General features: G+C 67.0%; 22 protein-coding genes, 3 tRNA genes and 1 pseudogene. 17 read left to right on the plus strand and 9 right to left on the minus strand.

Annotation, left to right across the window (positions count from 1 at the left end; genetic code table 11):
* Positions 1–24 precede the first annotated feature (24 nt).
* Positions 25–255 carry an antitoxin gene (locus AC5Y5V_RS20715; protein ID WP_499939297.1) on the plus strand — a complete coding sequence of 77 codons (231 nt, stop codon included), beginning with the start codon at positions 25–27 and terminating at the stop codon, positions 253–255.
* Positions 252–650: a TA system VapC family ribonuclease toxin gene (locus tag AC5Y5V_RS20720; RefSeq protein WP_499939299.1), complete on the plus strand. Its 399-nt coding sequence runs from the start codon at positions 252–254 to the stop codon at positions 648–650. Before AC5Y5V_RS20715 ends, AC5Y5V_RS20720 begins: the two co-directional genes overlap by 4 nt.
* Here AC5Y5V_RS20720 and recD read toward each other — a convergent pair.
* From recD to recC, 3 genes are read right to left on the minus strand one after another with little or no spacing between them, the layout of a single operon-like run.
* Positions 640–2,406, minus strand: coding sequence for an exodeoxyribonuclease V subunit alpha (recD, locus tag AC5Y5V_RS20725; RefSeq protein WP_499939301.1), 1,767 nt, complete (start codon positions 2,404–2,406; stop codon positions 640–642). The two genes, AC5Y5V_RS20720 and recD, sit on opposite strands and share 11 nt — an antisense overlap.
* Positions 2,403–5,714: an exodeoxyribonuclease V subunit beta gene (recB, locus tag AC5Y5V_RS20730; protein WP_499939420.1), complete on the minus strand. Its 3,312-nt coding sequence runs from the start codon at positions 5,712–5,714 to the stop codon at positions 2,403–2,405. The genes recD and recB overlap by 4 nt, the downstream gene beginning before the upstream one ends.
* Positions 5,714–9,037, minus strand: a complete 3,324-nt coding sequence (recC, locus tag AC5Y5V_RS20735; RefSeq protein ID WP_499939305.1) for an exodeoxyribonuclease V subunit gamma — start codon at positions 9,035–9,037, stop codon at positions 5,714–5,716. The genes recB and recC overlap by 1 nt, the downstream gene beginning before the upstream one ends.
* A gap of 201 nt (positions 9,038–9,238) precedes the next feature.
* Between recC and AC5Y5V_RS20740 the strand changes: the two genes are divergently transcribed.
* Together AC5Y5V_RS20740 and AC5Y5V_RS20745 are read left to right on the plus strand one after the other, a co-directional pair.
* The gene (locus AC5Y5V_RS20740) at positions 9,239–9,754 is read left to right on the plus strand and encodes a nitroreductase family protein (protein ID WP_499939422.1); all 516 of its coding nucleotides are present in this window, start codon (positions 9,239–9,241) and stop codon (positions 9,752–9,754) included.
* A 5-nt stretch (positions 9,755–9,759) separates the two neighbouring features.
* Positions 9,760–10,542: a class I SAM-dependent methyltransferase gene (locus tag AC5Y5V_RS20745; RefSeq protein ID WP_499939307.1), complete on the plus strand. Its 783-nt coding sequence runs from the start codon at positions 9,760–9,762 to the stop codon at positions 10,540–10,542.
* Here the strand turns inward: AC5Y5V_RS20745 and AC5Y5V_RS20750 are convergent.
* Positions 10,505–11,587 (minus strand): DUF8808 domain-containing protein, encoded by a 1,083-nt coding sequence (locus AC5Y5V_RS20750; protein WP_499939309.1) that lies wholly within the window; start codon positions 11,585–11,587, stop codon positions 10,505–10,507. The genes AC5Y5V_RS20745 and AC5Y5V_RS20750 overlap by 38 nt on opposite strands.
* A gap of 39 nt (positions 11,588–11,626) precedes the next feature.
* Between AC5Y5V_RS20750 and cynS the strand changes: the two genes are divergently transcribed.
* Both cynS and AC5Y5V_RS20760 read left to right on the plus strand, forming a co-directional pair.
* A complete protein-coding gene (cynS, locus tag AC5Y5V_RS20755; RefSeq protein ID WP_499939311.1) occupies positions 11,627–12,103 on the plus strand; it encodes a cyanase in 477 nt (158 codons plus the stop codon).
* A 3-nt stretch (positions 12,104–12,106) separates the two neighbouring features.
* Positions 12,107–13,114 carry a patatin-like phospholipase family protein gene (locus tag AC5Y5V_RS20760; RefSeq protein ID WP_499939313.1) on the plus strand — a complete coding sequence of 336 codons (1,008 nt, stop codon included), beginning with the start codon at positions 12,107–12,109 and terminating at the stop codon, positions 13,112–13,114.
* Here the strand turns inward: AC5Y5V_RS20760 and AC5Y5V_RS20765 are convergent.
* From AC5Y5V_RS20765 to AC5Y5V_RS20785, 5 genes and pseudogenes are all read right to left on the minus strand, one after another.
* Positions 13,111–13,590 carry a hypothetical protein gene (locus AC5Y5V_RS20765; RefSeq protein ID WP_499939315.1) on the minus strand — a complete coding sequence of 160 codons (480 nt, stop codon included), beginning with the start codon at positions 13,588–13,590 and terminating at the stop codon, positions 13,111–13,113. The two genes, AC5Y5V_RS20760 and AC5Y5V_RS20765, sit on opposite strands and share 4 nt — an antisense overlap.
* A pseudogene (locus AC5Y5V_RS20770) lies at positions 13,587–15,990 on the minus strand (molybdopterin oxidoreductase family protein). Before AC5Y5V_RS20770 ends, AC5Y5V_RS20765 begins: the two are co-directional and overlap by 4 nt.
* 74 nt (positions 15,991–16,064) lie before the next feature.
* On the minus strand, positions 16,065–16,760 hold the full coding sequence (locus AC5Y5V_RS20775; protein WP_499939317.1) for a crotonase/enoyl-CoA hydratase family protein: 696 nt from the start codon (positions 16,758–16,760) through the stop codon (positions 16,065–16,067).
* Between the two features lie 49 nt (positions 16,761–16,809).
* Positions 16,810–17,688 (minus strand): DUF8453 domain-containing protein, encoded by an 879-nt coding sequence (locus AC5Y5V_RS20780; RefSeq protein WP_499939425.1) that lies wholly within the window; start codon positions 17,686–17,688, stop codon positions 16,810–16,812.
* 66 nt (positions 17,689–17,754) lie between these two features.
* The gene (locus AC5Y5V_RS20785) at positions 17,755–18,471 is read right to left on the minus strand and encodes an MBL fold metallo-hydrolase (RefSeq protein ID WP_499939319.1); all 717 of its coding nucleotides are present in this window, start codon (positions 18,469–18,471) and stop codon (positions 17,755–17,757) included.
* A gap of 162 nt (positions 18,472–18,633) precedes the next feature.
* Between AC5Y5V_RS20785 and AC5Y5V_RS20790 the strand changes: the two genes are divergently transcribed.
* The 11 genes from AC5Y5V_RS20790 to rplA all read left to right on the plus strand — a co-directional run bounded on the left by AC5Y5V_RS20790 (position 18,634) and on the right by rplA (position 23,328).
* Positions 18,634–18,706, plus strand: a tRNA-Thr gene (locus AC5Y5V_RS20790).
* Positions 18,707–18,733: 27 nt separating this feature from the next.
* Positions 18,734–18,807, plus strand: a tRNA-Met gene (locus AC5Y5V_RS20795).
* A 45-nt stretch (positions 18,808–18,852) separates the two neighbouring features.
* On the plus strand, positions 18,853–19,020 hold the full coding sequence (gene rpmG / locus AC5Y5V_RS20800; protein ID WP_499939321.1) for a 50S ribosomal protein L33: 168 nt from the start codon (positions 18,853–18,855) through the stop codon (positions 19,018–19,020).
* 47 nt (positions 19,021–19,067) lie between these two features.
* Complete coding sequence (hadA, locus tag AC5Y5V_RS20805; protein ID WP_499939323.1) at positions 19,068–19,547, plus strand: (3R)-hydroxyacyl-ACP dehydratase subunit HadA; 480 nt, start codon at positions 19,068–19,070, stop codon at positions 19,545–19,547.
* Positions 19,534–19,962, plus strand: a complete 429-nt coding sequence (gene hadB, locus AC5Y5V_RS20810) for a (3R)-hydroxyacyl-ACP dehydratase subunit HadB (RefSeq protein WP_499939326.1) — start codon at positions 19,534–19,536, stop codon at positions 19,960–19,962. The genes hadA and hadB overlap by 14 nt, the downstream gene beginning before the upstream one ends.
* Positions 19,963–19,965: 3 nt before the next feature.
* Positions 19,966–20,466, plus strand: coding sequence for a (3R)-hydroxyacyl-ACP dehydratase subunit HadC (gene hadC, locus AC5Y5V_RS20815; RefSeq protein WP_499939328.1), 501 nt, complete (start codon positions 19,966–19,968; stop codon positions 20,464–20,466).
* Positions 20,467–20,624: 158 nt separating this feature from the next.
* A tRNA-Trp gene (locus AC5Y5V_RS20820) sits at positions 20,625–20,697 on the plus strand.
* A gap of 103 nt (positions 20,698–20,800) precedes the next feature.
* Positions 20,801–21,292 carry a preprotein translocase subunit SecE gene (gene secE, locus AC5Y5V_RS20825; RefSeq protein WP_499939330.1) on the plus strand — a complete coding sequence of 164 codons (492 nt, stop codon included), beginning with the start codon at positions 20,801–20,803 and terminating at the stop codon, positions 21,290–21,292.
* A 31-nt stretch (positions 21,293–21,323) separates the two neighbouring features.
* Complete coding sequence (gene nusG, locus AC5Y5V_RS20830; RefSeq protein WP_499939332.1) at positions 21,324–22,049, plus strand: transcription termination/antitermination protein NusG; 726 nt, start codon at positions 21,324–21,326, stop codon at positions 22,047–22,049.
* 56 nt (positions 22,050–22,105) lie between these two features.
* Positions 22,106–22,537, plus strand: a complete 432-nt coding sequence (gene rplK / locus AC5Y5V_RS20835; protein ID WP_499939334.1) for a 50S ribosomal protein L11 — start codon at positions 22,106–22,108, stop codon at positions 22,535–22,537.
* A gap of 80 nt (positions 22,538–22,617) precedes the next feature.
* Positions 22,618–23,328 (plus strand): 50S ribosomal protein L1, encoded by a 711-nt coding sequence (gene rplA, locus AC5Y5V_RS20840; RefSeq protein ID WP_499939336.1) that lies wholly within the window; start codon positions 22,618–22,620, stop codon positions 23,326–23,328.
* Positions 23,329–23,348 lie beyond the last annotated feature (20 nt).

A 23,348-nucleotide genomic window follows, 5' to 3' on the forward strand; every position in this document is an offset into this window, starting at 1 on the left:
TGGTGATGCATTGATGTTAAGGTGATGTGCGCACCCACCATTGATCTTCCCGACGACCTGCATAAACAGGCGCTGGCGATCGCGCGAGACACCCAGCGGACACTCAGTGAGACGGTTGCCGACCTCATTCGACGCGGTTTAGGCGTTGGCCGAAGTGTTCCGATCTCCGTGGAGCCCAGGACCGGGCTACCGCTGGTGAGCGTCGGGAAGGTGGTGACCTCCGAGGACGTGCGCTCGCTGGAGGATGAACAGTGACGGCGCTGCTTGATTCGAACGTGCTGATCGCCCTCATCGTCGCCGAGCATGTGCACCACGATGCCGCCGTGGATTGGTTGGCGAACTCCGACGCTGGATTCGCTACATGTCCGATCACGCAGGCCAGCCTGGTTCGGTTTCTCGTTCGGACGGGGCAGTCTGCGGCGGCCGCTCGCGATGTGGTGAGTGCGGTGCAGAGCACGAATGGGCACGAGTTCTGGCCTGACAGCGCGACTTTCGCCGATGTGGAGGTCGGGGGCGTCGTCGGTCACCGGCAGGTAACCGATGCCTACCTCGCTCAGCTCGCCCGAAGCCGCGACGGGCAGTTGGCCACACTCGACAGCGGATTGGCGCATCTACAGAAGGACGTCGCCGTGCTGATACCTACTGGCTAGCGGACGGGGCGATGCGCAGCCGGCGGGCCAGGCCGCTGGCTCGTATCGCCCGTCGCTCGATCGCGGCCCGCACGTCGGCCTCCGGGCCGACGATCCTCACCTTGCATTTGGCTCGCGTCACCGCCGTATAGAACAGCTCCCGGGTCAGCAACCGCGAATCCGCCGACGGCAGCAGGACGGTCACTTCGTCGGCCTGACTGCCCTGGCTCTTGTGGATCGTCATGGCGTGCACCGTTTCGACGTCTGACAACCGGCTGGTCGCAAACTCGAGCGGCTCGTCGGCACCGGCGATCACAGCGCGCAGCGCGCGCTGCCCGCCCGCGCTGCCCTGCACCGTCACGCCGGTGTCGCCGTTGTATACGCCGAGCCCGTAGTCGTTGGCCGTCACGAGCACAGGGCGCCCGACATACCACGCCGACCAGATCGGTTCGCCCGTCGCTTCCGCCAGCCACCGCTCGACCTGCCGGTTCCAGTGCTGGATTCCGTAGGCGCCGCGGCGGTGCGCGCAGAGCAGTCGATGCTCGTCAAGCGTCGCCAGAGCGGCCGTCGCATCACCGAGAACCGCGCTCTGTCGCAGCCGAAGAGCATGGGGCACAAGCACATCGCGCAACCGGGCCGACGGGTCTTCGGCGTCGACCCACTCGACGTCATCGTCACCGCTCCGCAACAACTCGATGACCCGGTCAGCGTCACCGACGCGGATCGACGATGCCAACTCGCCGATCGATTCGCCAAACCGGTGCGACGTCGTCAGCGCCGCTATCCGTGCGTCGTCGCGCGCGCCGAGCCCGTCGAACAGGTCGGCCAATACCGCGCCGGCCTCGACCGACGCCAACTGATCGGGATCGCCGACAAGCAGCAGGCGCGTGTCGGGCCGCACCGCCTCCAGGAGCCGGGCCATCATCGTCAGGGACACCATCGACGTCTCGTCGACGACGATCACGTCCTGCGGCAGCCGATTACCGCGATGATGGCGAAACCGCGACGACGTATCCGGCCGGCTCCCCAGCAGTCGGTGCAGGGTCGTCGCCCGAAGTCCCGCCAGACGCTGCCGGTCCACCGCAGCCAGCTTGCCGACCTCCAGTTGCACCGCCTCCTGCAGCCGGGCGGCCGCCTTGCCCGTCGGCGCGGCCAAGGCGACGCGCATGCGGGCCGCGCCGTCCGCCTCCGCCTGCTCGGCGAACAGCGCCAACAACCTCGCAACCGTCGTCGTCTTACCCGTGCCCGGTCCGCCGGTGAGCACTGTCAGGCGTTGCGTCAGAGTGATATTCGCGGCGGCGCGCTGCTCCTCGTAGGGGTGGGGGAACAGGCGGGTGAGGTCGAGATTCGCCGCCGGTGCGCGTCGCGACAGCAATGCCACCAGGTCGTCGGCGACCTGCTGCTCCTCGCGCCAATACCTGTCCAGATAGACCAAATTGTCGTCGTACACCCGCAGGACGGGCGGGGACCCGGCCAGCGGGCTGGCCCGCACCGCAGCCAACCACTCGTCGGCCGACGGCCAGGGTAGTTCGGCGATGCCGATCTGCGCCTCGATCGACCGCAGGTCGATGCACACCGAACCGCCCCGCAGCGCGCGCACCAGCAACGCGACCGCCAATAGCACCGACGGCTCGGATTCCTTGGCCATGTCGGTAAGCCGTTGCGCCACATGAACATCCGCGGAGTCGACCACACCGGCTTCGTTGAAGGCCCGCAGCGGGTCGACTGCGCCGATCGCCAGTCGCCAGTGTCCCGATTCCAGGGTCTCGATGGTCACGCCGCCGACCTCCCCGCGTCGAGGAGGTCCGACAGGGCCGTCACCAGCGCGGCGGGCGGGGACCAGCTGAACACCCCGGCAGGGTGGCCCTCCAGCATCGGAGTGTCGGGCCCACACATCCCGCGCACGAACAGGTAAAGCACGCCACCCAGGTGTCGCCCAGGGGCGTAATCCGGCTGGCGCCAACGCAGAAACCGGTGCAGAACTACCGTGTACAGCAAGGCCTGCAGCGGATAGTCCGAGTGCAGCATCGCCTCGACCAGTCGTGGCTGGTTGTAGTCGGCGGCGGTCAGCGGCGTGTCGGGGTCGCCCAGCCAGTTGGTCTTGTAGTCGACGACCAGGTACCGCGAGCCCGACCCCGGGTCCGGGATGCGCAGCACAGCGTCGACGGAACCGTTGAGGTACCCGCGCAGCGACTGGCCGCCCAGCCCGTCGCTGCCCAACCTATCGGCATACGGCGCCAGCGGGTCATCGGCCGGCAGGTGCGACTTCAGCAACACACCGAGATCGGCCAGGCGGATATCGGGCGCGGTCCCTCGAGCGTCGCCGCCGGCCAATGGGAATTCGAAGTTCATCTCCCGCAACCGGTCCGCGAGCCCGATCTGCCGCAGCGTCAAGCCGTCGGCCAGTGGGCCCAGCGGGGTGTCGTGCATCGGCACCATGGCGGCGGCGAGTTCGGCCGCGGGCACATTCACCGGCCACCACACCGAATGCTCACGGATCTGCGACTCGAGTTGGGCGGCGAGATCGACCGCGAAGGGATCCGTGGTCTCGAGTACGGCGTGGACCAAGGTGCCGAACTTCGCGCCCGCGGGTAGCTGCGCCATTGGCGACGGTAGGTCGGACCCGGATGCGGCCTGGGTCAACGGAATATCGCCGACCTCGTCGTCGAGTTCGCTGTCCTCGGGTTCGCTGCTGACACCCGCCGGTTGCGCGGTCTCGAGGCCCCTGATCAGGCCCGAGTACGAGGTGCGTCGCCAGCGGGTGTCGATGGCGCGGTCGAAGTGGCGGGTGTCCAGGTCGGGGTGCGTCGCCGTGTGGGTAACGGGCTGCGCCGGGGAGATCACGGACTCTTCCAGGACCGGCCCGCCGACGTCCTCCCACTCGCGGAAGCGGGCCCACGCATCGTCGTCGCTGATCTTCGCGGGCGCACAGCGGTCGGGAACCACCGACTCGCCGGGGCGGCGTCCACGTAACAGGCGCGACAGGCCGCCGTTGGGTTCGCAATACGCGGGCGACCACCAGGCCACCACCTGCGACTGGGCCCGCGTCATGGCGACGTAGGTCAACCGGCTGTCGTCGTTCGCGGCTTCCCGGACACCCAGGGTCTCGACGGCCGTGAAGTCGGGGCTGTCCCTGCCGCCGATGTGCAGACAGCGCACGCCCTGATCGTGGAACAGCACCAGTTCGCGTTCCTGGATATTGCGATTGAACGCAAATGGCAGGTATACCACCGGATATTGCAGGCCCTTGCTCACCCACACCGTCATGATCTGAACGGCGGCGGCGTCGCTGTCGATGCGCCGGTTGCGCTCGGTGCTGCCGCCGCGTTCCTCGCGCTGGGCGCGCAGCCAGTCGCGCAGTGCGGGCAGGGTGTATCCCTCTCGGTGGGCGGTGTCCTGCAACAGCTGGGTCAGGTGCGCCAGGTCGGTCATGTGCCGCTCGCCGCCCTGCCATGACAGCACCCGGTCACTCATGCCGCTCAACTGCGCGGCCTCGAAGATGGCGGCGACCCCGCGCTCGCGGGCGTGGCCGGCCCACTCGCGCAGAGTTTCGGCAACCCGATCAGTCAGCGCATCGCCGCCAGCAGCAAGGTCTTTCGCGGTATTGCCGAAGAACATCGTCGCCGCGGCGGCGCGCACCACGCCCGGCCGGTGCGGCTGATCGAAGGCCTCCAACAGCGACAGCCAGTCGTCGGCCGCCTCCGAACCGAACACGTCCGAATCGCCGGTGTACACCGCCTGGATCCCCGCGTCGGTGAGCGCGCGATGGCAGGCGCGAGCATCCTTGTGCGTCTCGACGATCACCGCGATGTCGCGCGCCTGGATGGGCCTACCGTCGAACGTCGCACCGCTGGCGAGCAGTCCGCCGATGTCGGCGGCCAGGTCGCGGCCGATGTGGTCCCGGACATCGTCGATCTGTAGATTCGCAAGCCCGCTGCGGCCCAACGCCGCCCGGCGCACGACGCGCAGCCGGAACGGATCGTTGCGCGGCGCGCCGACGAGGCGGTGGCCCTGATGGTGCGCCTCGACGTTGTGGACGACGATTCTCGGGTCGCCCAGTTCGGCGCCGCGCAGCACGGCCTGCAGTCGATCGACGAGCACGCTGTCGCTGCGCCAGTTCGTCGCCAGCGTCCGCTTGTCGCCCGCCGTCTCGGCCGCACTCAGGTAGGTGACGATGTCGCCGCCGCGAAACGCGTAGATCGCCTGCTTCGGGTCGCCGATGAGGATCACTGTGGACCGACCGCTGAACGCTCGGTCGATCACCCGCCACTGCACTGGATCGGTGTCCTGGAACTCGTCGACCATGACGATCGGCCAGCGTTGCTGCATCCGCGCGCGGGCGGGGGAGTCGTCACTGTTCAGGGCGTCGGCCAGCCGGCTGAGCAGGTCGTCGTAGCCGAGGACGCCGCGGTGGCGCTTGCGTGTGTCCAGTTCAGTGAGAACGCTATTCGCGAAGTCGACGCGGATCGCGGCGCGCGAGTCGGGTTGCGGATTGAGCGGCCGTAATTGGGTCGACGGGTTCGAGACCACCGTCCGGGCGATGCGGAGCGCGTCGGGGTAACTCAGCGCGGGATCGTCGCGCTCCCGTCCGAAACGGGCCAGGTACAGGTCGTCGACGATTTCGGTGACCAGATCGTCGAGGTCTTCGACCAGCGTGACCCCCGCTTCGGTGTCGCCGGCCACGCCGAGCGACTTCAACACCAGCTGACAGAACTGGTGCGTGGTGGCGATGGTCGCCGCGTCGAAACCGGCGAGCGCGTCACGCAGTCGTCGCGTTCGTGCCTCGCGCTCGGCGGGGGTGCAGTCGAGCAGGTGCGCCACCAACTGGTTGTCGCCGACGACGGACGGGTCCGCGAACGCCCGTAGAGCATCTACGATTTGGCACCGGACGCGCTCGCGAAGCTCCTGGCTGGCGGCCCGCCCGAACGTGATCAGCAGCATCTCGTCGAGCAGCGCCCGGCCTTCGGCGACGTAGCGGGTCACCAGGCCAGCCAGCGCGAACGTCTTGCCGGTACCGGCGCTGGCTTCCAGCACCGTGGTCGAGCGCTCGGCCGGCAGCGGGCCCAGCAGGTCGAAAGCTTCCATCACCGGGTGCTCCCCGTGGCCTGCAACTGAGCTTGTAAGAGAGGTCGCCAGAGGCGCACGGCGAACGCGCCCAGCCGGTTATTCTCTCCGCTCGGGCTGCGGGAAGATTCCTCGCCGGGCGGCAACGGCTGCATCAGATCGGTCAGCCGCGCGTTCCTGCCCCAGGCCCGCACGTGTGCCGGCTCCTGGTCTTCGGCGGGATACCGGTTCGTCTTCCACCGGTACTCCGCTTCCCGCACCGGATCGTCGCCGCCGTGCCGGGCCACGGCCCATGCGTAAGAGGTCTTGATAGGCAACGGAATCGGCTCTCGACGTCCGGCGTCGTAGATCGACACCAGGTCTCGGAGTACGTCGGCGGCCGAGTCGTGCGGTCGGCCCAGCCTCTCTTCCCGCGGGGTGGTGCCCCGCTTCGGCCGGCCGATGCACACCGCCGACCAATCGCCGTCCGGATCGTGAGCGAGCATGGCCAACAACGGGATCCACGACTCGAGCAGATGCTTGCCGTCCAGCCTGGAGTAGGTCACCGACACCAAACGATCGCCGAACACCTGCGACACGGTCCCGGTCAGCCGCCGCGAGCCGAGATCGATGTCGACGTCGTACGCCGCCATGGTCGATCCGCGGTGTCGCCGTGCGGCGGTGGCCAACGACGCGGCCTGGTCGCGGATGTCGGTCACCTTGCGCCAGCCGAGCTGGCCGGGCGGCAAGGTGCCGCGGCGCCACTCCGCCTGCCGCGCATCGTCGGGCGCCATGCCGGCAAGGATGTCGCGCAACATCCGATCGCCGACGGTCCACTCCTCGAGCGCATTGATGTCGATCGGCATCGCGTCCTCGACGCCGTCGACGTCCCACGGCAGCGTGTACTCGAGCGCTCTGAAAAAGCCCTTTACCGGGTCTTTGAAGAACCCGACCAAGTCGGCGAGGACCACGTCATCCGGGTCAGGGGCCGGCAGCGGACCGCTGATGAACTTCGGTTGCCCGGCCCGTTCGCCCGCGGCCGTCTGCGCGGCCCGCAGCACAGTCCTGTCGAAGCTGAACGGCTTGCCGGGGACCAGCCGTCCGCGCTCGACGTTGCGAATGTCGAACGGCTGCAGGGGATGTTCCACCACGACGCGAGCGCGCACCTTCTCGGTCGTGGTGAGATCCACGGTGTCGAGCAGTTCGGCCAGCGGGACGGCGGGAGGCCGGCGCTGACCCGAATACTCGTTGGCGCCGGTGTAGGTGATCACCAGATTTTCGGTGGCCGCACAGATGGCGTCGAGCAGGAGTTGCCGGTCCTCCGAACGGATGTCGCGCTCACCGGTCACGGGTCGACGGGCCAGCACGTCGTCGCCGTCGACGACGCCGGCACGCGGAAACACGCCGTCGTCGAGGCCGACCAGGCAGACCACCCGGTGGGGGACCGAACGCATCGGCACCATCGTGCAGACGGTCAGCGTGCCCGTGCGGAAGTTGGCGCGCGTGGGCCGCCCGGCGAGGTGCCGTTGCAGCAGCGCGCGCAGATCCGACAACCGCAGCAGGGTGTCCGCACGCGGACCGGCGGTGCGGAGGATTTCGGCGAATTCGCGTTGCACCTGGTTGGTCTGCCAGGCGTCCTGCGAGGAGGGCGAGTCGTCGATGCGGGTCAGCAGGCCGATGCCGTCGGACAGGGCGGCCAACCACTCGCGCAGTGGCTTGGTTCCGGTGAGCGAATCGACAACGCTCCGCAGGCGGTCGATGTATTCGGCGAATTGCCCGGCCAACTCCACCCGGTTGCTGCCGACGTCGTCGAGGGGCAGCGTCGAGTCGATCCAGGTGTGCGACGCTTCGGACATCGCGACGCCGGCCAGCACCCGGTCGATGCCGAATTGCCAAGTGTTGTGCACGAAATCGACGCCGAAGGGCTTGCGGTGTTGCTGGTCGAAGCCCCACCGGATGTTCGCCTGGCGGACCCAGCGGGTGATGCCTTCCAGGTCATCGTCGTCGAAGCCGAACCGGGCGCGCACCGGCGCGGCCTGGGCCAGGTTGAGCACCTCGCTGGCGGTGACCCTGCTGCCGGCGAGCATCAGCAGCTGCGATGCCACGCCAAGCAGGGGATTGGTTTGCACCAGTGAGCGATCGGCGAGCCGGACCCGAAGCCGATGCGCGGGATGCGCGCCGTGCACCACGTCGCCGAGCCCGAAATCCGCGACGATCAACGGCGCGTACGTCTCGATGTCCGGGCACATCACCAGAATGTCGCGTGGCTCCAGCGTCGGGTCGTCGGCCAGCAGGCCGAGCAGCACCTCGCGCAGCACGTCGACCTGCCGGGCCGGACCGTGGCAACTGTGCACCTGTATCGACCGGTCGTTCGCCGAAAGCTCACGGCCCGTTGGCCTTAGCGCGTTGGCGGACAGGTCCGATTGCAGCCAGCCGAGCAGCGTGTCAGGTCGATCGGCGCCGGGTAGCGCCTCGTCGGTCGCCGCATCTGCAGGGAGGCTTCGTTGCAGCTCGCGCAGGTCCCGACCGAGGGTCGCCAGCAGGGGGTGACGAACCGCGCGATGGCTGGCGTCGTCGCGCCGCGGCACCGGGCCGCGCGTGTCGGCCAACGCCTCCCAAAGCTGGTCACTGGGATGGGGCAGCCACAGGTGCAGGTCGTGGTGTACGGCCAGCGCCTGCAGCAGCTCGATGTCGGTGCACGCCAGCCGGGTGTGGCCGAACAGCGACAACCGGGACGGCAGGTCGGCCGGAGCTTCGCGCAGCCTTTCGACGGTCTTGCCGTGACGGACATGCGGCGGGTCGGCGGCGACCTTGGCGACCAGCGCCCGCCACAGCTCGGGCTGCCACGACACATCCGCGTCGAGGGAGGTCGCGTCGCCGGCCAGCCAGTCGGCCAGCAGCTGCGGACGCTGCCGGGCATAGGAAGCGAACAGCCCGGCCAGCCTGCGCGCCACCGCGTACCGGCGGCCCTTGCGCAGGTCGGCCTCGGGGGCGTCGCTGTCGAAGTGACCCAGGTGCCGCGCCAGCGTCGCGCACCACGGCTCGTTCAAGCTGGCGTCGATCGCCTCCAGCAGCGGCCACGTCATGGCGTCGGGGGACCACGGGTCGTCTTCGAGTGAGCCGGTGATCTCGGCCAGCAGCGAGCCTGGGCTGCGGAACGACACCCCGGCGCAGACGCCGTCGCCGCCGTCGGGCCGTCGACCCAGTACATGCGAAAGCCGCTGGCTCAGCCAGCGTTCGACGCCGCGGGCCGGCACCAGCACCAACTCCTGGGCGAACGGGTCGGGCAGTGGCTCGGCCAGCAGGGCGCCGAGGCCGTCGGCGAGGATGTCGGTGCGCTCGGCACGATGGAGATGAAGCGCCATTGCGGGCCACGATAGACCGCCCCACCGACACCGGTGGCACCATGGGCAGCGACGGTGCGTGGGGCCCGTGCTCACCAAAGACCGCCCCACCGACACCGGTGGCACCATGGGCAGCGACGGTGCGTGGGGCCCGTGCTCACCAAAGACCGCCTCACCGACACCGGTGGCACCATGGGCAGCGAGCGCGAGGGAGGAACGCAAATGGAAACCTGGGATGCGATCTGCGCCCGACGCAACGTGCGGCAGTATTCCCAGGAACCGGTGTCCGACGAGCACCTGAACCGGATCGCCGAAGCGGGATGGCGGGCACCGTCGGCAAGCAACCGACAGCCGTGGGACTTCGTCGTCGTGACCGACAGGACTCAGCTCCAGGAGCTCTCCACCGTGTGGAAGGGGGCCGGTCATCTCGCAGGTGCCGCGGCCGCGATCGTCTTGGTGGTGCCGGTGCCGCCGGACGAGCGCCGCAAGGTAGTAGACCAGTACGACGCCGGCCAGGCGACAATGGCCATGATGATCGCGGCCACCGACCTGGGCATCGGTACCGGGCATTCGTCGGTGGGGGACCAGGACAAAGCGCGCGCCATCCTCGGTTTCCCCGACGGGTATCTGGCGGCGTTCATGCTCGGCATCGGGTATCCCGCCGATCGACCGCTGCGGCCGATCCGCAAACCGGACCGGCGGCCGTTCGCCGAGGTCGTCCACCGCGGGCGCTGGTGAATCGCATGGGACATTCGCACAGCGGCGAGTACGGCTACGACGGGTCCTTCAAGACAGTCTCGGCGGGCGGGCAATTGGCCATCGTCGGAGCAGGATCCGCGGCGTTGTTCGCGGCGTCGGTGATCAACCTACGTCGGGGCAATCGTCTGGCGGCGGTGCTCGCCGCCGCGTGCGGGACGGATCTGATCGCGACCGCGGCGTGGTACATCTACGCGACGCGTGCGGGCAAGTTCCGGGTGTGGGACGGCATTCTGGACGACCTGCGGCTGCGTGGCGACGAGACCGTGCTTGACATGGGCTGCGGCCGTGGCGCGGTGCTGCTGGCCGCGGCCAAACGGTTGCCGCGGGGCCGTGGGGTGGGCGTCGACCTCTGGCACGCCGACCAGACCGACAACTCGCAGCAGGCCACCCTGGCCAATGCGTCGCTGGAGAATGTGGCCGAGCGGGTGGAGGTGCACACCGCCGACATGACCGCGCTGCCATTGCCCGACGAGAGCGTCGACGTGATCGTCAGCAGCCTGGCCATCCACAACATTCCGAGCCGAGGCGGTCGCCGGGCGGCGCTGGATGAGGCGTGTCGGGTGCTGCGACCCGGCGGACGGCTCGCGATCGCGGACCTGTGGGAGACGCGGCAACACGCAGAGCGGCTGCGCGAGTTGGGTTGGCGAAATGTCCGGCGCCGCAACCTGGGATGGCGGATGTGGTACGGCGGTCCGTGGTTTTCCACGCGCTTGGTGTCAGCGGTGAAGCCTATGGCTGCAACCGAATCCACCACGGCGAGTAGCTGATATCGAGCAGGGCGGTCTCACGGTAGCCGGACCAGGTGGGCACCCCCGGCGGCTGGCCGCGATACAGGCCGCGCGCGGCGGCGACGACGCGCTCGCGCTGAGTCGGCCACTGGAGCTCGTCGGCGATGTCGTCGAGGACGCGCCGGTCACGTTCGAGGACTCGGTCGACGATGCCCACGGCGGGTAGCAGGTTACCTTTGTCGCCGTTGCAGCGGCTGCACGCCAGGACGAGGTTGCTGAGCCCGTCAATCCCGACGAGCGACCAGGGCAGTACATGGTCGATCGGGTTGTCGGCCCGCAAATGTGATGCGCAGTAGAAGCAATGCGGTCCGAACGCTTCCTTGAACGGCTCGCGGACCCCCGCCAGCGCGACCCGTTCCCGGCCGAAAAGGTGTCCGGCGACGTCGGGAACGGCTTCGTCGAGGAACTTGTTCATCCGGCGCACGTCTTCGACCCACATGATCTCCAGCGCAGGCTTCAACAAGCCGGCTAGCCGTGCCAGTCCCGAGGCGACACCAGGCTTGAGTGTTATGGCATCACCGTGATCGTGCAGGCTTCGGCGTGAGATCTGGTCGTGCAGGAACGAATCGTCGTAGAGAAAGCACTCCCCGGTCGCCGAGCCCGGAAGCCGCTGCAGCCGGTTCAGGGGTTGCTGCGCGAGGCAGAGCGCGATCTCGTCGATGGCGACCCGATATGCGGCCGGGGCTCGCAACACCGCGAGTTCCAGTGCCACTGCGCCTCCCGCGGCACTGCGGAACACGTTGATGGCAAACAGGATCCGCGCCCGGGGTTGCGTTGACTGCCGAAGCTCACGCCCGTCGAAGGGCCGGACCTGACGCCAGTAAATCGACAGGACTCGATGCGCCAACTCTGGGATCGGCACGACCAGCGCATCAGCGGGATCCTCGGGCAGGTGCTCGATGCAGTGATCGATCAACGCCATCAACGTCGCGAGCTTATAGGTCGCCGTCCGTAATCCGGTCTCCAGGATCGCCACCACTCGCTGGCCCAGCAGCAGCGGGTCGGCGCTCGCACCGGCGGTCATGAAATGAGTATGTCCCCCCGGGCGTGCATGCTGGGGGGCATGAACAGAAACGAGATCACCGAGCAGATCGTGGTTGCGCGCCTGGCCAAGGGCCTGAGCTGGCAGGAACTCGCCGATGCCATCGGGAAGCCGGTCGTATGGACCACGTCGGCACTGCTCGGCCAGCACCCGATCCCCGCCGACCTGGCCAAGGTCTTGGCCGGGATGCTGGGTCTCGACGAGTCGGCGGTGCCGGTACTGGCCGCGCCGCCCCTGCGCGGCGGGTCGGCCCCCTCAGCCGGGAATGTGCCGACCGACCCCACCATCTACCGCTTCTACGAGGCGCTGCAGGTGTACGGCGGCGCGCTCAAGGAACTGATCCACGAGCAGTTCGGCGACGGCATCATGAGCGCGATCAACTTCAGCGTCGACCTGCAACGCAAGCCGCACCCGTCGGGCGACCGGGTCGTGGTGACCTTCGACGGGAAATTCCTTTCCTACGACTGGGTTTCCGCCTCGCAAGAGGCTGGGGATTAGGAGATGGCAGCCAAGAAGCCGGTGGATATGGTGCTGTCGGGCGGCGGCGTCAAGGGTGTCGGCCTGGTGGGGGCGGTGGTCGCCGTGATGGACGCCGGGTATTCGGTCAAACGAGTGTCCGGCGTGTCGGCCGGTTCACTGGTCGGCTCGATCCTGGCGGCGGCGTCCATTGGCGATCGGCTGACGACGGCACAGATCAAGGAACTCGCGCTGACCCTGCCCTACCCGAAGTTCCGCGATCCCGTCGGGGGCCTGCCCGTGATCGGTAGCGCCTGGGGACTGCTGCGCGAGACGGGCATCTACCGTGGCGACTTCGCCCACGAGTGGATCCGCAGCGAGCTGAAGAACCTGGGTGTGACGACGTTCGGGGACCTGGCGCTCACCGACAGGCAGATTCCCAAGGAACGTCGCTACCGCCTCGCGGTGACCGTCACCGACATCACGACCGGGCAATTGGTGCGACTGCCCTGGGATTACCGACGCGTCTACGGGCTCGATCCCGACGACCAACTGGTCGCCGATGCAGTCCGCGGCTCGATGTCGATCCCGTTCTACTTCCGGCCGGTCAGCCTGACCAGCGCCGACGGCCTCACCTCCACCCTGGTCGACGGGGGCGTGCTGTCCAATTTCCCGGTCGACTCGTTCGACCGGTTCGACGGGAAACCGCCGCGCTGGCCCACTTTCGGCGTGACGGTGGTGCCCCAGCTGCCCGAAGGCAACGACCAGCTGATCCCGGGCGTCGGCGCGCTTCGCCTGCTCGGCCCGCCGTCGGTCCTGCTGGAGCAGCTGATCACCACGATGCTCGTGGGCCACGACCAGACCTACCTGAACCAGCCGTGGGTCAGCGCGCGGGCGATCCGGGTGGACTCGACGTCGGTCAATTTTCTCGACTTCGACATCACCCGCGCGGAAGCCGAAGCACTGTACGACAAGGGGTATGCCGCGGCGCAGCAGTTCCTGTCGACCTGGAACTGGGTCGAATACCTGGAGCGCTTCCGCCCATATCCCTAGCTGGTCAATGCCTGCGGCGACAGTTCTTTGAGCATCGCGTTGGCCCAGCGCATTTGGCGCAGAGTCTCCGGATGGCAGCGCGAGGCCAGGTTCAGCAGTTCCGCATCCTTGGCGGCCTGCGCGCCTTGAGCGAGCAGATCCCAGTCGAGGGACGTGCCTGCGGCCATCCGGTGTACTCGGCGCAAGTCCGCGATCAGCAGCAGCGACGGTTCGGGGCGGTGCCGTAGCTTGCGGCTGGCCCACGATTGGAGACGTCCCGTGGCCGCGCCGGTACGTGGTTCCGTGGAGAGCCGCAAGCCGTAGTGGCGGCCGTGCTCGGCCAGCTCTCGAAGATGACTTCGCGACCATCTGGCCAGATCGTGCGCCAGGTAATGAATATCCTGGTCGCTGCGGTGTCGGGCGGCGATCACCTCGAGTTCGTGGGCCAGCTTGCGGTCCGAACGGTGCAGCTCGCGGATCGCCAAGTTGAGCTTCATCGACCACCCCCAGTCGGCGAGAATTCCGCCACCTCGGCCCGTGCGCCGCCCAGGGTCGGAGCCGCCGCAACGCTGCGCGGTCGACATCTCCGCAGCTGCGCAGCCGCGGTCTTGAAGATCGGCTGCTTGGACACGGGGTCCCAATCGGTGACCGTGAGTTCGTTGCCCGCGCGACGATGTCCCTGGCCACCGGCGGTATCCCAATAGCCGTAGTGAAAACGGCACGAACAGCACCCCGTCCCGGATGCCGGTGATCCGCGCGGGACACATTACGCTGCCACGCGGTGTTAGGACCTCGACGGCATCGTCCTCGCCGATTCCGAGGCGGCGGGCATCACCCTGCGAGATCTCCACCCAGACGTCGGGCGCGGCAGCCTGAAGTTGCGGTGCGCGAGCGGTTTTCGTTCGCGTATGGAACTGATAGACGGTCCGGCCGGTGATCAGCGCGAAAGGATATTCGGTGCTGGGTGGTTCGTGCGGCGGAATATACTGGGCCGCCTTGATGATTGCTCTGCCGTAGGGATTCATCGCCCGGTATTCGGTGGGCTCGAGCGGCGCACCCGTGATCAGATCCTTGCCGTAGGCTTCGCAGTAATCCGGTGCCGCCCAGAAGCTTCCGTCGGCGTAGAGGCGCTCAGTGCCGTCGGGATGATCGTCGTTGCACGGCCATTGGATGCCGCTACCACTGCGCAGCTTCTCATAGCTCAGGCCGCTGTAATCGCACGGCCGGCCGGCGCTGCACTTCTTCCATGCTTCGAACGCCGACTCGGCATCGGTCCAGGGCGGAAGCGGTTGACCGTCCTTGTCGTGGAACTTCATCCGACGCGCATAGTCGAGGAAGATGTCGAGGTCGGATCGAGCGCAACCCGGTGGTTCCACCGCCTTTTCGGACAGGTGCACCGTGCGATCCGCGTTGGTAAAGGTGCCGGTCTTCTCTCCCCACGCCGCGGCGGGCAGTACCACGTCGGCCAGCGCGGCCGTCTCGGTCATGAAGATGTCCTGCACCACCAGGAACAGGCGCTGCTGCGACAGGATTTCACGGATGCGCCGCAGCTCCGGTAACGACACCGCGGGGTTCGTGGCGGTAACCCAAAGCATCCGGATCGTGCCTTCTTCGGCATAGCGGAAAATCTGCATGGCGTGCGTCGGCGGTGCGTAGTGCGGAATCTGTTGGGCGTCAAGGTTCCACAACTGCGCCAATTCCGCGATGTGCTCGTCGTTGGACCAATTGCGGAAGCCCGCGAGGTCGCCGTCGGCGCCGCATTCGCGGGTATTTTCCGCGGTGGGTTGCCCGTTCATCTGCAGCACACCGCAACCGGGCTTGCCGAGCATGCCGCGCACCAGGTGGATGTTGTTGACCTGCACCGCCGCCGCGGTGGCCTGATGCGATTGGTAGAAGCCCTGCAACACCGTGGAAAGCAACCGCCGCGCGGTGCCGAGCAGACGCGCCGCCCGACGGATATCGCCCGCGTCCACGCCGCAGATCTCGGCCGCCCGCTCGGGTGGGAACTCCTCGACCCGCTCGCGCAGCTCGTCGAAACCGACGGTGTGCGTGTCGATGTAGTCGCGGTCGAACCATTCGTGGGCGATGATCTCGTGCAACAGGGCGTTCATCAATGCCACATTGGTGCCCGGTAACGGAGCCAGGTGTACGTCGGCTCGGCAGGCCACCGGTGTGCGGCGCGGATCGACGCAGACGATGGCGGGCGGCTCGCTTCCGGCGAGTCGATCCAGCACCCGCGCCCACAGGACCGTCTGGGTTTCGGCGACGTTGTGCCCGAAGAGCGCGATGACGTCAGCGTGGTCGACATCGGTGTAGGAACCGGGCTGCCCGTCGCAGCCGAAGGATTCCTTGAGCGCCTCGGCGGCCGTGGCCGTGCACAGCCGCGTATTGCCATCGACATGGTTGGTGCCGATGGCGCCGTGCGCGACGACCGCCTGGGTGTAGTACGCCTCGAGGAACAGCTGGCCGGAGGTGTAGAAGCCGATCGAGTTCGGGTCGTAACTGTCCAGCAGTCGTCGGCTGCGCGTCACGATCCGATCCATGGCGGTGTCCCAATCGCACTGCCGCAGTTCGCCGCCGATTCGCACGAGCGGCGTCGTGAGGCGGTCCGGCGATCCGTTCGCCTGCCAGCCGAAGAGGTCCTTGGGGTCGAGGCGGCCGTGGTTGACCCGGTCCACGCCGCGCCCGCGGACACCGACGATGCGCCCGTCTTTCACGGCGATGTCGAGGGCGTCGCCGTTGGAGTGCAACACCGCGGCCGACTGCACCCAGCGGTCCACCTCGTCCGGGTCGAGACCGTCGGCCAGGTACTCGTCGACGCGTTGCGGCCACGGCTCGCCCGGTCCGTACGGGGTCCGTGTTCCCCACGGGTCCTTGATGCGATCTGAGGCAACCATCCTCGGTGCCTACCCGGGACCGGGTCGACAAAACGTCCGCCAATGGGCCCGGACGTGCGGCGACCGCGCAGGGACTAGAGCCCGAACTCCGCTTCGAGGTTGTCGATCCCGGCGCGGATGGCCTTCAGCGCGTCGGCGCGGGCGCGCAGCTTGGTGGCGGCGTGCGCCTGCTGGTTGAGGCCGGCGAATTCCCGCGCGGCTTCCTCGGCGCGGCTCAGCACCATGTCGGGCAGCGCGATCTCATCGACAAACCCTGCGGCAAGCGCGGTTTCACCGAAAAATGTCTTGGCCAGGCCGGTGGCCTGCTGGTAGGCCGACCGAGTCAGCCGCAGCTTCATGACTTCAAGCGCCGCCCAGGGGATCGTCATGCCGATCGCAACCTCGTTTGCCTGGATGTTGTACGCGTGCGCGGCCACCCGGTGATCACCGGAGGACAGCAGGAACGCCCCCATCGCGATGGCGTGCCCGGTGCAGGCCATCACCACCGGCTTGGGGTAGGACAGCAGCCGATACGACAGCTCGAAGCCGCCGCGCAGCATGTCGATCGCCGGTTGCGCCTCGCCGGAGGTCAGCACCTTCAGGTCGAAGCCGCCGCTGAACACCCGCTCATTGCCGGCGATCACCAGCGCCTTGACGTTGTCGGCGTCGGCCTGGTCGATTGCCGCGTTGAGGGCCTGCTGCATCGTCGGCCCCAGCACGTTGACCTTGCCGTCGTCCATCCGGATCAGCCCGACGGATTCGTCGTGGCTGTAAGTGACGGGGCCGCTCATGTTTACTCCTTCGCTACGGACAAGCCCGTCGATTCAACCAGATCGGCAATCACACGCGTTGGTTGCGATGCTTGCCGAGTTCGTCTTCGGCGTCACCCCACCGCAGGTTGACATCGGTGGGCTGGTCGAGTTGCCGGACGCGCCAGCGGTCCTGCGTCTCCTGCACGGCGGAGTTGATCCGTTCGATCTCGCTGCGGAACACCTCGGGCCGCGTTTCCTTGCTGGCGTAGTGGAAGTAGGTCAGCAGGCTGCGCAGCAGCTCCAATTTCTGCTTCTCGCGCTTCGCGAGGTCGTGAGTGGTCATCAACTCGATGCGCTGAACGGGCGGCAGCGCGTCCCAGTCCAGCACGACCTTGGTCTCCAGCGGTTTGCGCGCGCGCTGCCAGAACCGCCATCCCTTTGGCTGCTCGGGGCGGTCGTAGTAGATGACCGACCCCGCGAAGCGCGACTCGATGGCGTTGCCGATCTCGGCGCGGTCGAGGGCGGAGTCCCACACCATCCGCCACTCCTGGCCGGGCGCCAGCGTCGGCAACTCGCGGGGGAGCTGGAGTTCGACGACGTCCGCGTACCCGTCGGAGGCGTTTTCGTACGCCGCGACGGTCGGTGGCGTCGGAAACGAGAACCGGATGTCATAGGCGGCCGTCCGGCCGAAATTGCGGACCACCACTTCGATCACGTGCCAGTCCGTGACGTGGGGTTCCATCAGCATCGCGACATGGGGCCGGATCTGCGCGGCGGCCAATTGGCGGTTGCGCTGAATCTGGTGATTGGTGAAGACGAGCGCGACGACGCCGAGCACGAGCGCCGCCCACACTGACCACACCAACCAGGTGCTGGACCCGAAGCCCGCTAACGCCGTGGCCCCTTGCCAGCTGCCCTGGGACCACGCCGCTGAACCCGCCGAATCCACCTTCCGCTTATACCACAGTTGCCGCTGGTTCTACTGGGTGCGGAATTCACCGCGAAGGCGGCCCGGGTGTGGTTGAGGCGACGTTCAGCCGCCCATCAACATGCGCCACTGATCGATATTCGCCGGCCGGTACACGTAGTTGGAGCGCTTGACCTCCGCCAGCGACGCGCTGGGCTCCTCCGAATACCAGTGGCCCGGAAAGACCGTCGGGTCGCCGGGCAGCTGCGCAAGTTTCTGCAGGCTGCGATACATCTCGTCGGAGTCGCCGCCGGGGAAGTCGGTGCGGCCACAGCCGTCGAGGAACAGGGTGTCCCCGGCGACCAGTCGGCCATCCAGCAGAAAACACTGGCTGCCGGGCGTGTGTCCGGGGGTGTGCAGCAACTCGATCTCGATGTCGCCGACGCTGACCTTGTCGTGGTTGTCGTGGGTGGTCAGGTCGCCCAGGCCGATCCCGGTGACCCGCGAAACCCAGAGCGCTTCATGGGTATTCACGTGCACCGGCACCGATACGCGGTCCAGCAGGTCGGCCAGGCCCGCGAGCTGGAAGCCCATCATCGTCCCACCCACGTGGTCGGGATGGTGGTGGGTCACCAGCACGCCGGACAGGTGCATGCCGTCGGCCTCGAGCGCGTCGACCAGATCACCGGCCGCATAGGCCGGGTCGACCACCACGCAATCGCCGGTCTGCCGATCGCCGATCAGGTAGGCGAAGTTGCGCATCTGCTGCGCGATCATGTCGCCCGCGGCGAAATCGCGGCCGGAAAGCAGTTGGCGGAAGTACAGCCGGTCCGAATCTGACACCCGACCAGACTATGACCTGGGCCGATCACCCGTCCGGTCTGGGTGGCGTCGCATCGAAAGGTCGAGGAAGCCGGGCCTCATGCACCCGTCGTTTGGTTACGCCACGCGCCACGCTGTACCCTCTTTTAGGCCCGCGGCACGACTGGTCGCTACGGGTGAACGGCCCCCTTAGCTCAGTCGGTAGAGCGTTTCCATGGTAAGGAAAAGGTCAACGGTTCGATTCCGTTAGGGGGCTCGGCGGACGCCGAGCAGGGCGGCGCGAGGCGATGTAGCTCAGTCGGTTAGAGCGAACGACTCATAATCGTTAGGTCGCCGGTTCGAGTCCGGCCATCGCTACAACACAACAGTGCGATTTCGAGAGAGATTCGAGAGAGAACGGAAATGGCTTCCAGTACCGACGTGCGGCCGAAGATCACTTTGGCATGCGAGGTGTGCAAGCACCGGAATTACATCACCAAGAAGAACCGGCGCAACGATCCCGACCGGATGGAGCTGAAGAAGTTCTGCCGTAACTGCGGCCAGCACCAGCGCCACCGCGAGACACGGTAGCGCCCGTACCAGCAATTCCCGAGCATGACTAGGTAGGTTCTAGAGCCGTGGCGTTGTCCGCAAAAATAGTCGGGATGCACTACCGCTACCCCGACTACTACGAGGTGGAGCGAGAGAAGATCCGCGAATACGCGGAGGCCGTGCAGAACGACGACTCGGTGTTCTTCACGGAGGAGGCGGCCGCCGAGCTGGGTTATGACGGGTTGCCGGCGCCGCTGACGTACATCTGCGTGTTCGGCTATAAGGCCCAGTCGGCGTTCTTCGATCACGCGAACATCGCCATTCAGGATGCGCAGATCGTCCAGGTCGACCAGGTGCTCAAATTCGCCAGGCCGATCGTGGCGGGCGACAAGCTGTACTGCGACGTGTACGTGGACTCGGTGCGTGAGGCCCACGGCACCGAGATCATCGTGACCAAGAACATCATCACCGACGAAGCCGGTGACATCGTGCAGGAGACCTATACAACCCTGGCCGGCCGTGCTGGTGAGGATGGACAAGAAGGATTTTCAGATGGCTCTGCGTGAGTTCAGCTCGGTCAAGGTCGGTGACCAGCTTCCCGAGAAGACCTATCCCCTGACGCGCCAGGACCTGGTGAACTACGCGGGGGTCTCGGGCGACCTGAACCCGATCCACTGGGACGACGAGATCGCCAAGCTCGTGGGTCTGGACACCGCGATCGCGCACGGCATGCTGACCATGGGACTGGGCGGGGGTTACGTCACGTCGTGGGTCGGTGACCCGGGCGCGGTCACCGAGTACAACGTGCGGTTCACCGCGATCGTCCCGGTACCCAATGACGGCAAGGGCGCCGAGCTGGTGTTCAGCGGCCGGGTGAAGTCAGTCGATCCGGAGAGCAAGTCGGTGACCATCGCGCTGACCGCGACCACCGGTGGCAAGAAGATCTTCGGCCGGGCCGTCGCGTCGGCGAAGCTGGCTTAGCGGATGGCTCTCAAAACCGACATCCGCGGCATGGTGTGGGAATACCCCGACCATTTCGTGGTGGGTCGTGAGCAGGTCCGCGCCTTCGCCGGGGCGATCCAGTGCGATGACCCGGCGAGCCTGCGCGAGGATGCGGCCGCCGAACTCGGCTACGACGCGATCGTCGCGCCGCTGACGTACGTGTCGATCTTCGCGAGCCTGGTCCAGCGGGACTTCTTCAGGAACGTCGACCTGGGCATGGAGACCATGCAGATCGTCCAGGTCGACCAGAAATTCGTCTACAGCAAGCCCGTGTGCGCCGGCGACAAGCTCTTCGCCCGCATGGAGATCCAGTCGGTGGACGAGCGGTTCGGCGCCGACATCGTCGTCACCAGGAACACCTGCACCAACGAGAAGGGCGAGGTGGTCCTGGTGGGTTACACCACCATGATGGGCCACGAAGGCGACGACTCGATCCAGCTGAAATGGGACAAGGAAACAGGGCAGGTCGTCAGGACCGGGTGATCGGTATCGGATTTCCTGCGCCTATAGGGGATCGAGTACACTCGGACGTCGGGGTTTTCCCAGCATCTGCGCGCTTTCCGTGAGTCGTACGAGCGGAGGGCGCGCGTGTCATGTAAGCCCCAACCCAGGTGGGTCTGGATTCGGCCTGCCAACCGCGAAGGGGCGTAGCTCAACTGGCAGAGCAGCGGTCTCCAAAACCGCAGGTTGCAGGTTCAAGTCCTGTCGCCCCTGCTGAAGGTGAATACGTGACATGGTGGACACTGGGAGGTGTGCCGATCGGACCTGATCGGACCGGCACGACCCGGGGGACAGCTAGCGAACAAAGGAGCATGCGGTGAGCGACGAGGGCGACGCTGCCAACGACGCCGCAAGCGACGGCGGCGAGGCCGAGGACAGCGGCGGACGCACGGTCGTAGTGACGCGGCCGCAACGGCCCACCGGCAAGCGGTCCCGCGTGAAGGTCGTCGACGATGTCAAGGAATCGTCGGACTCGGACGACACCGAGGTCGCCAAGGAAGACAAGGACAAGAAGTCCGGCAAGGCCGCGAAGGCCAAGGCCCAGACAAAAGCTGCAAAGGGTGGCGCGAAAGCCGGCGCCAAGGCGAAGAAGTCGAAGAAAGCCGGTGCGGGTTCGGCGAACCCGATTATCTTCGTCTACAACTACCTCAAGCAGGTAGTCGCCGAGATGCGGAAGGTCATCTGGCCGAACCGCAAACAGATGCTCACCTACACCTCAGTGGTGCTGGTGTTTCTGGCCTTCATGGTGGCGCTGGTCGGGCTCGCGGATTTCGGCCTGGCCAAGCTGATCTTTCTGGTGTTCGGCTGAGGCTTGAGAGTGATAGAGAGGACTGCAAACCGTGACTACCTTCGACGGTGACACGTCTGCCGCTGAGGCGGTCGACGTGCAGGACGCCGGCACCGAGGCGGTCGCCGAGGCTCCAGCCGAAGACCCCGGTGAACTGGACCCAGCCGCCGCGCTCAAGGCAGATCTGCGCGCCAGGCCGGGCGATTGGTACGTGATCCACTCCTACGCCGGCTACGAGAACAAGGTGAAGGCCAACCTGGAAACCCGGGTGCAGAACCTTGACGTCGGCGACTACATCTTCCAGGTCGAGGTGCCCACCGAAGAGGTCACCGAGATCAAGAACGGCCAGCGCAAGCAGGTCAACCGCAAGGTGCTGCCGGGCTACATCCTGGTGCGCATGGACCTGACCGACGACTCGTGGGCCGCGGTGCGCAACACGCCCGGGGTGACCGGGTTCGTCGGCGCGACCTCGCGCCCGTCGGCGCTCGCGCTTGACGACGTGGTGAAGTTCCTGCTGCCCCCGGGCGCGACGAAGAAGGCGGCCAAGGGTGCGGCCAGCACCGCCGCCGTCGCCGAGGCGGGTGGGCTGGAACGTCCGGTGGTCGAGGTCGACTACGAGGTCGGCGAATCGGTCACGGTGATGGACGGACCGTTCGCCACGCTGCCGGCCACGATCAACGAGGTAAACGCCGAGCAGCAAAAGCTCAAGGTGCTTGTCTCAATCTTCGGCCGTGAAACGCCGGTCGAACTGACCTTCAGCCAGGTCTCCAAGATCTAGCCCGCTGGGCTCGCTCGCACAAGCTTGTAAATCTAGGAAGGAACGTAGGACAACTCATGGCCCCGAAGAAGAAAAAGGTCACCGGGCTGATCAAGCTGCAGATCGTGGCGGGGCAGGCCAACCCTGCGCCGCCCGTCGGCCCCGCGCTGGGCCAGCACGGCGTCAACATCATGGAGTTCTGCAAGGCGTACAACGCCGCCACGGAGAACCAGCGCGGCAACGTCATCCCGGTGGAGATCACGGTCTACGAGGACCGCAGCTTCACCTTTGCGCTCAAGACGCCGCCGGCCGCCAAGCTGCTACTCAAGGCTGCGGGTGTGCCCAAGGGTTCCGCCGAACCGCACAAGACCAAGGTCGCCAAGGTCACCTGGGACCAGGTGCGTGAGATCGCGGAGACCAAGAAGTCCGACCTCAACGCCAACGACATCGATGCCGCCGCCAAGATCATCGCCGGCACCGCCCGCTCGATGGGTATCACCGTTGAATAGGTTTGTGTAGCCCGAACCCCGTGGGAGGGCCAGCTTCGGCCCGCCGTTAACCACGAACCCAACACCAGATTGGATTTCACATGAGCAAGACCAGCAAGTCATATCGCGCCGCCGCCGAGAAGGTGGACCGCAACAACCTCTACACCCCGTTGCAGGCGGCCAAGCTGGCCAAGGAGACGTCGTCGACCAAGCAGGACGCGACCGTCGAGGTGGCGATCCGGCTCGGCGTCGACCCGCGCAAGGCCGACCAGATGGTCCGCGGCACGGTCAACCTGCCGCACGGCACGGGTAAGACCGCCCGGGTCGCCGTGTTCGCCGTCGGCGAGAAGGCGGACGCTGCCGTCGCCGCGGGAGCCGACATCGTCGGCAGCGACGACCTGATCGAGAAGATCCAGGGCGGCTTCCTGGACTTCGACGCCGCGATCGCGACGCCGGACCAGATGGCCAAGGTGGGCCGCATCGCCCGCGTGCTGGGCCCCCGCGGCCTGATGCCCAACCCCAAGACCGGCACCGTCACTCCCGACGTCGCCAAGGCCGTCACCGACATCAAGGGCGGCAAGATCAACTTCCGTGTCGACAAGCAGGCCAACCTGCACTTCGTCATCGGCAAGGCATCGTTCGACGAGGCGAAGCTCGCGGAGAACTACGGTGCCGCGCTGGACGAGGTGCTGCGGCTCAAGCCGTCGTCGTCGAAGGGCCGCTACCTGAAGAAGGTCACCGTGTCGACGACGACGGGACCGGGCATTCCGGTCGACCCGTCGATCACCCGCAACTTCGCCGCCGAGGGGTAATTTTTCCCTGCGCGAGCAGA

Source organism: Mycobacterium sp. NGS68, from assembly GCF_059812195.1.

Bases quoted from the DNA above. Each gene is read 5' to 3' on its own strand.
- AC5Y5V_RS20715 (WP_499939297.1), top strand. From the start codon at position 25: ATGTGCGCACCCACCATTGATCTTCCCGACGACCTGCATAAACAGGCG.
- recB (WP_499939420.1), bottom strand. From the start codon at position 5,714: ATGGAAGCTTTCGACCTGCTGGGCCCGCTGCCGGCCGAGCGCTCGACC.
- recC (WP_499939305.1), bottom strand. From the start codon at position 9,037: ATGGCGCTTCATCTCCATCGTGCCGAGCGCACCGACATCCTCGCCGAC.
- AC5Y5V_RS20740 (WP_499939422.1), top strand. From the start codon at position 9,239: ATGGAAACCTGGGATGCGATCTGCGCCCGACGCAACGTGCGGCAGTAT.
- AC5Y5V_RS20745 (WP_499939307.1), top strand. From the start codon at position 9,760: ATGGGACATTCGCACAGCGGCGAGTACGGCTACGACGGGTCCTTCAAG.
- AC5Y5V_RS20750 (WP_499939309.1), bottom strand. From the start codon at position 11,587: ATGACCGCCGGTGCGAGCGCCGACCCGCTGCTGCTGGGCCAGCGAGTG.
- cynS (WP_499939311.1), top strand. From the start codon at position 11,627: ATGAACAGAAACGAGATCACCGAGCAGATCGTGGTTGCGCGCCTGGCC.
- AC5Y5V_RS20760 (WP_499939313.1), top strand. From the start codon at position 12,107: ATGGCAGCCAAGAAGCCGGTGGATATGGTGCTGTCGGGCGGCGGCGTC.
- AC5Y5V_RS20765 (WP_499939315.1), bottom strand. From the start codon at position 13,590: ATGAAGCTCAACTTGGCGATCCGCGAGCTGCACCGTTCGGACCGCAAG.
- AC5Y5V_RS20775 (WP_499939317.1), bottom strand. From the start codon at position 16,760: ATGAGCGGCCCCGTCACTTACAGCCACGACGAATCCGTCGGGCTGATC.
- rpmG (WP_499939321.1), top strand. From the start codon at position 18,853: ATGGCTTCCAGTACCGACGTGCGGCCGAAGATCACTTTGGCATGCGAG.
- hadB (WP_499939326.1), top strand. From the start codon at position 19,534: ATGGCTCTGCGTGAGTTCAGCTCGGTCAAGGTCGGTGACCAGCTTCCC.
- hadC (WP_499939328.1), top strand. From the start codon at position 19,966: ATGGCTCTCAAAACCGACATCCGCGGCATGGTGTGGGAATACCCCGAC.
- rplK (WP_499939334.1), top strand. From the start codon at position 22,106: ATGGCCCCGAAGAAGAAAAAGGTCACCGGGCTGATCAAGCTGCAGATC.
- rplA (WP_499939336.1), top strand. From the start codon at position 22,618: ATGAGCAAGACCAGCAAGTCATATCGCGCCGCCGCCGAGAAGGTGGAC.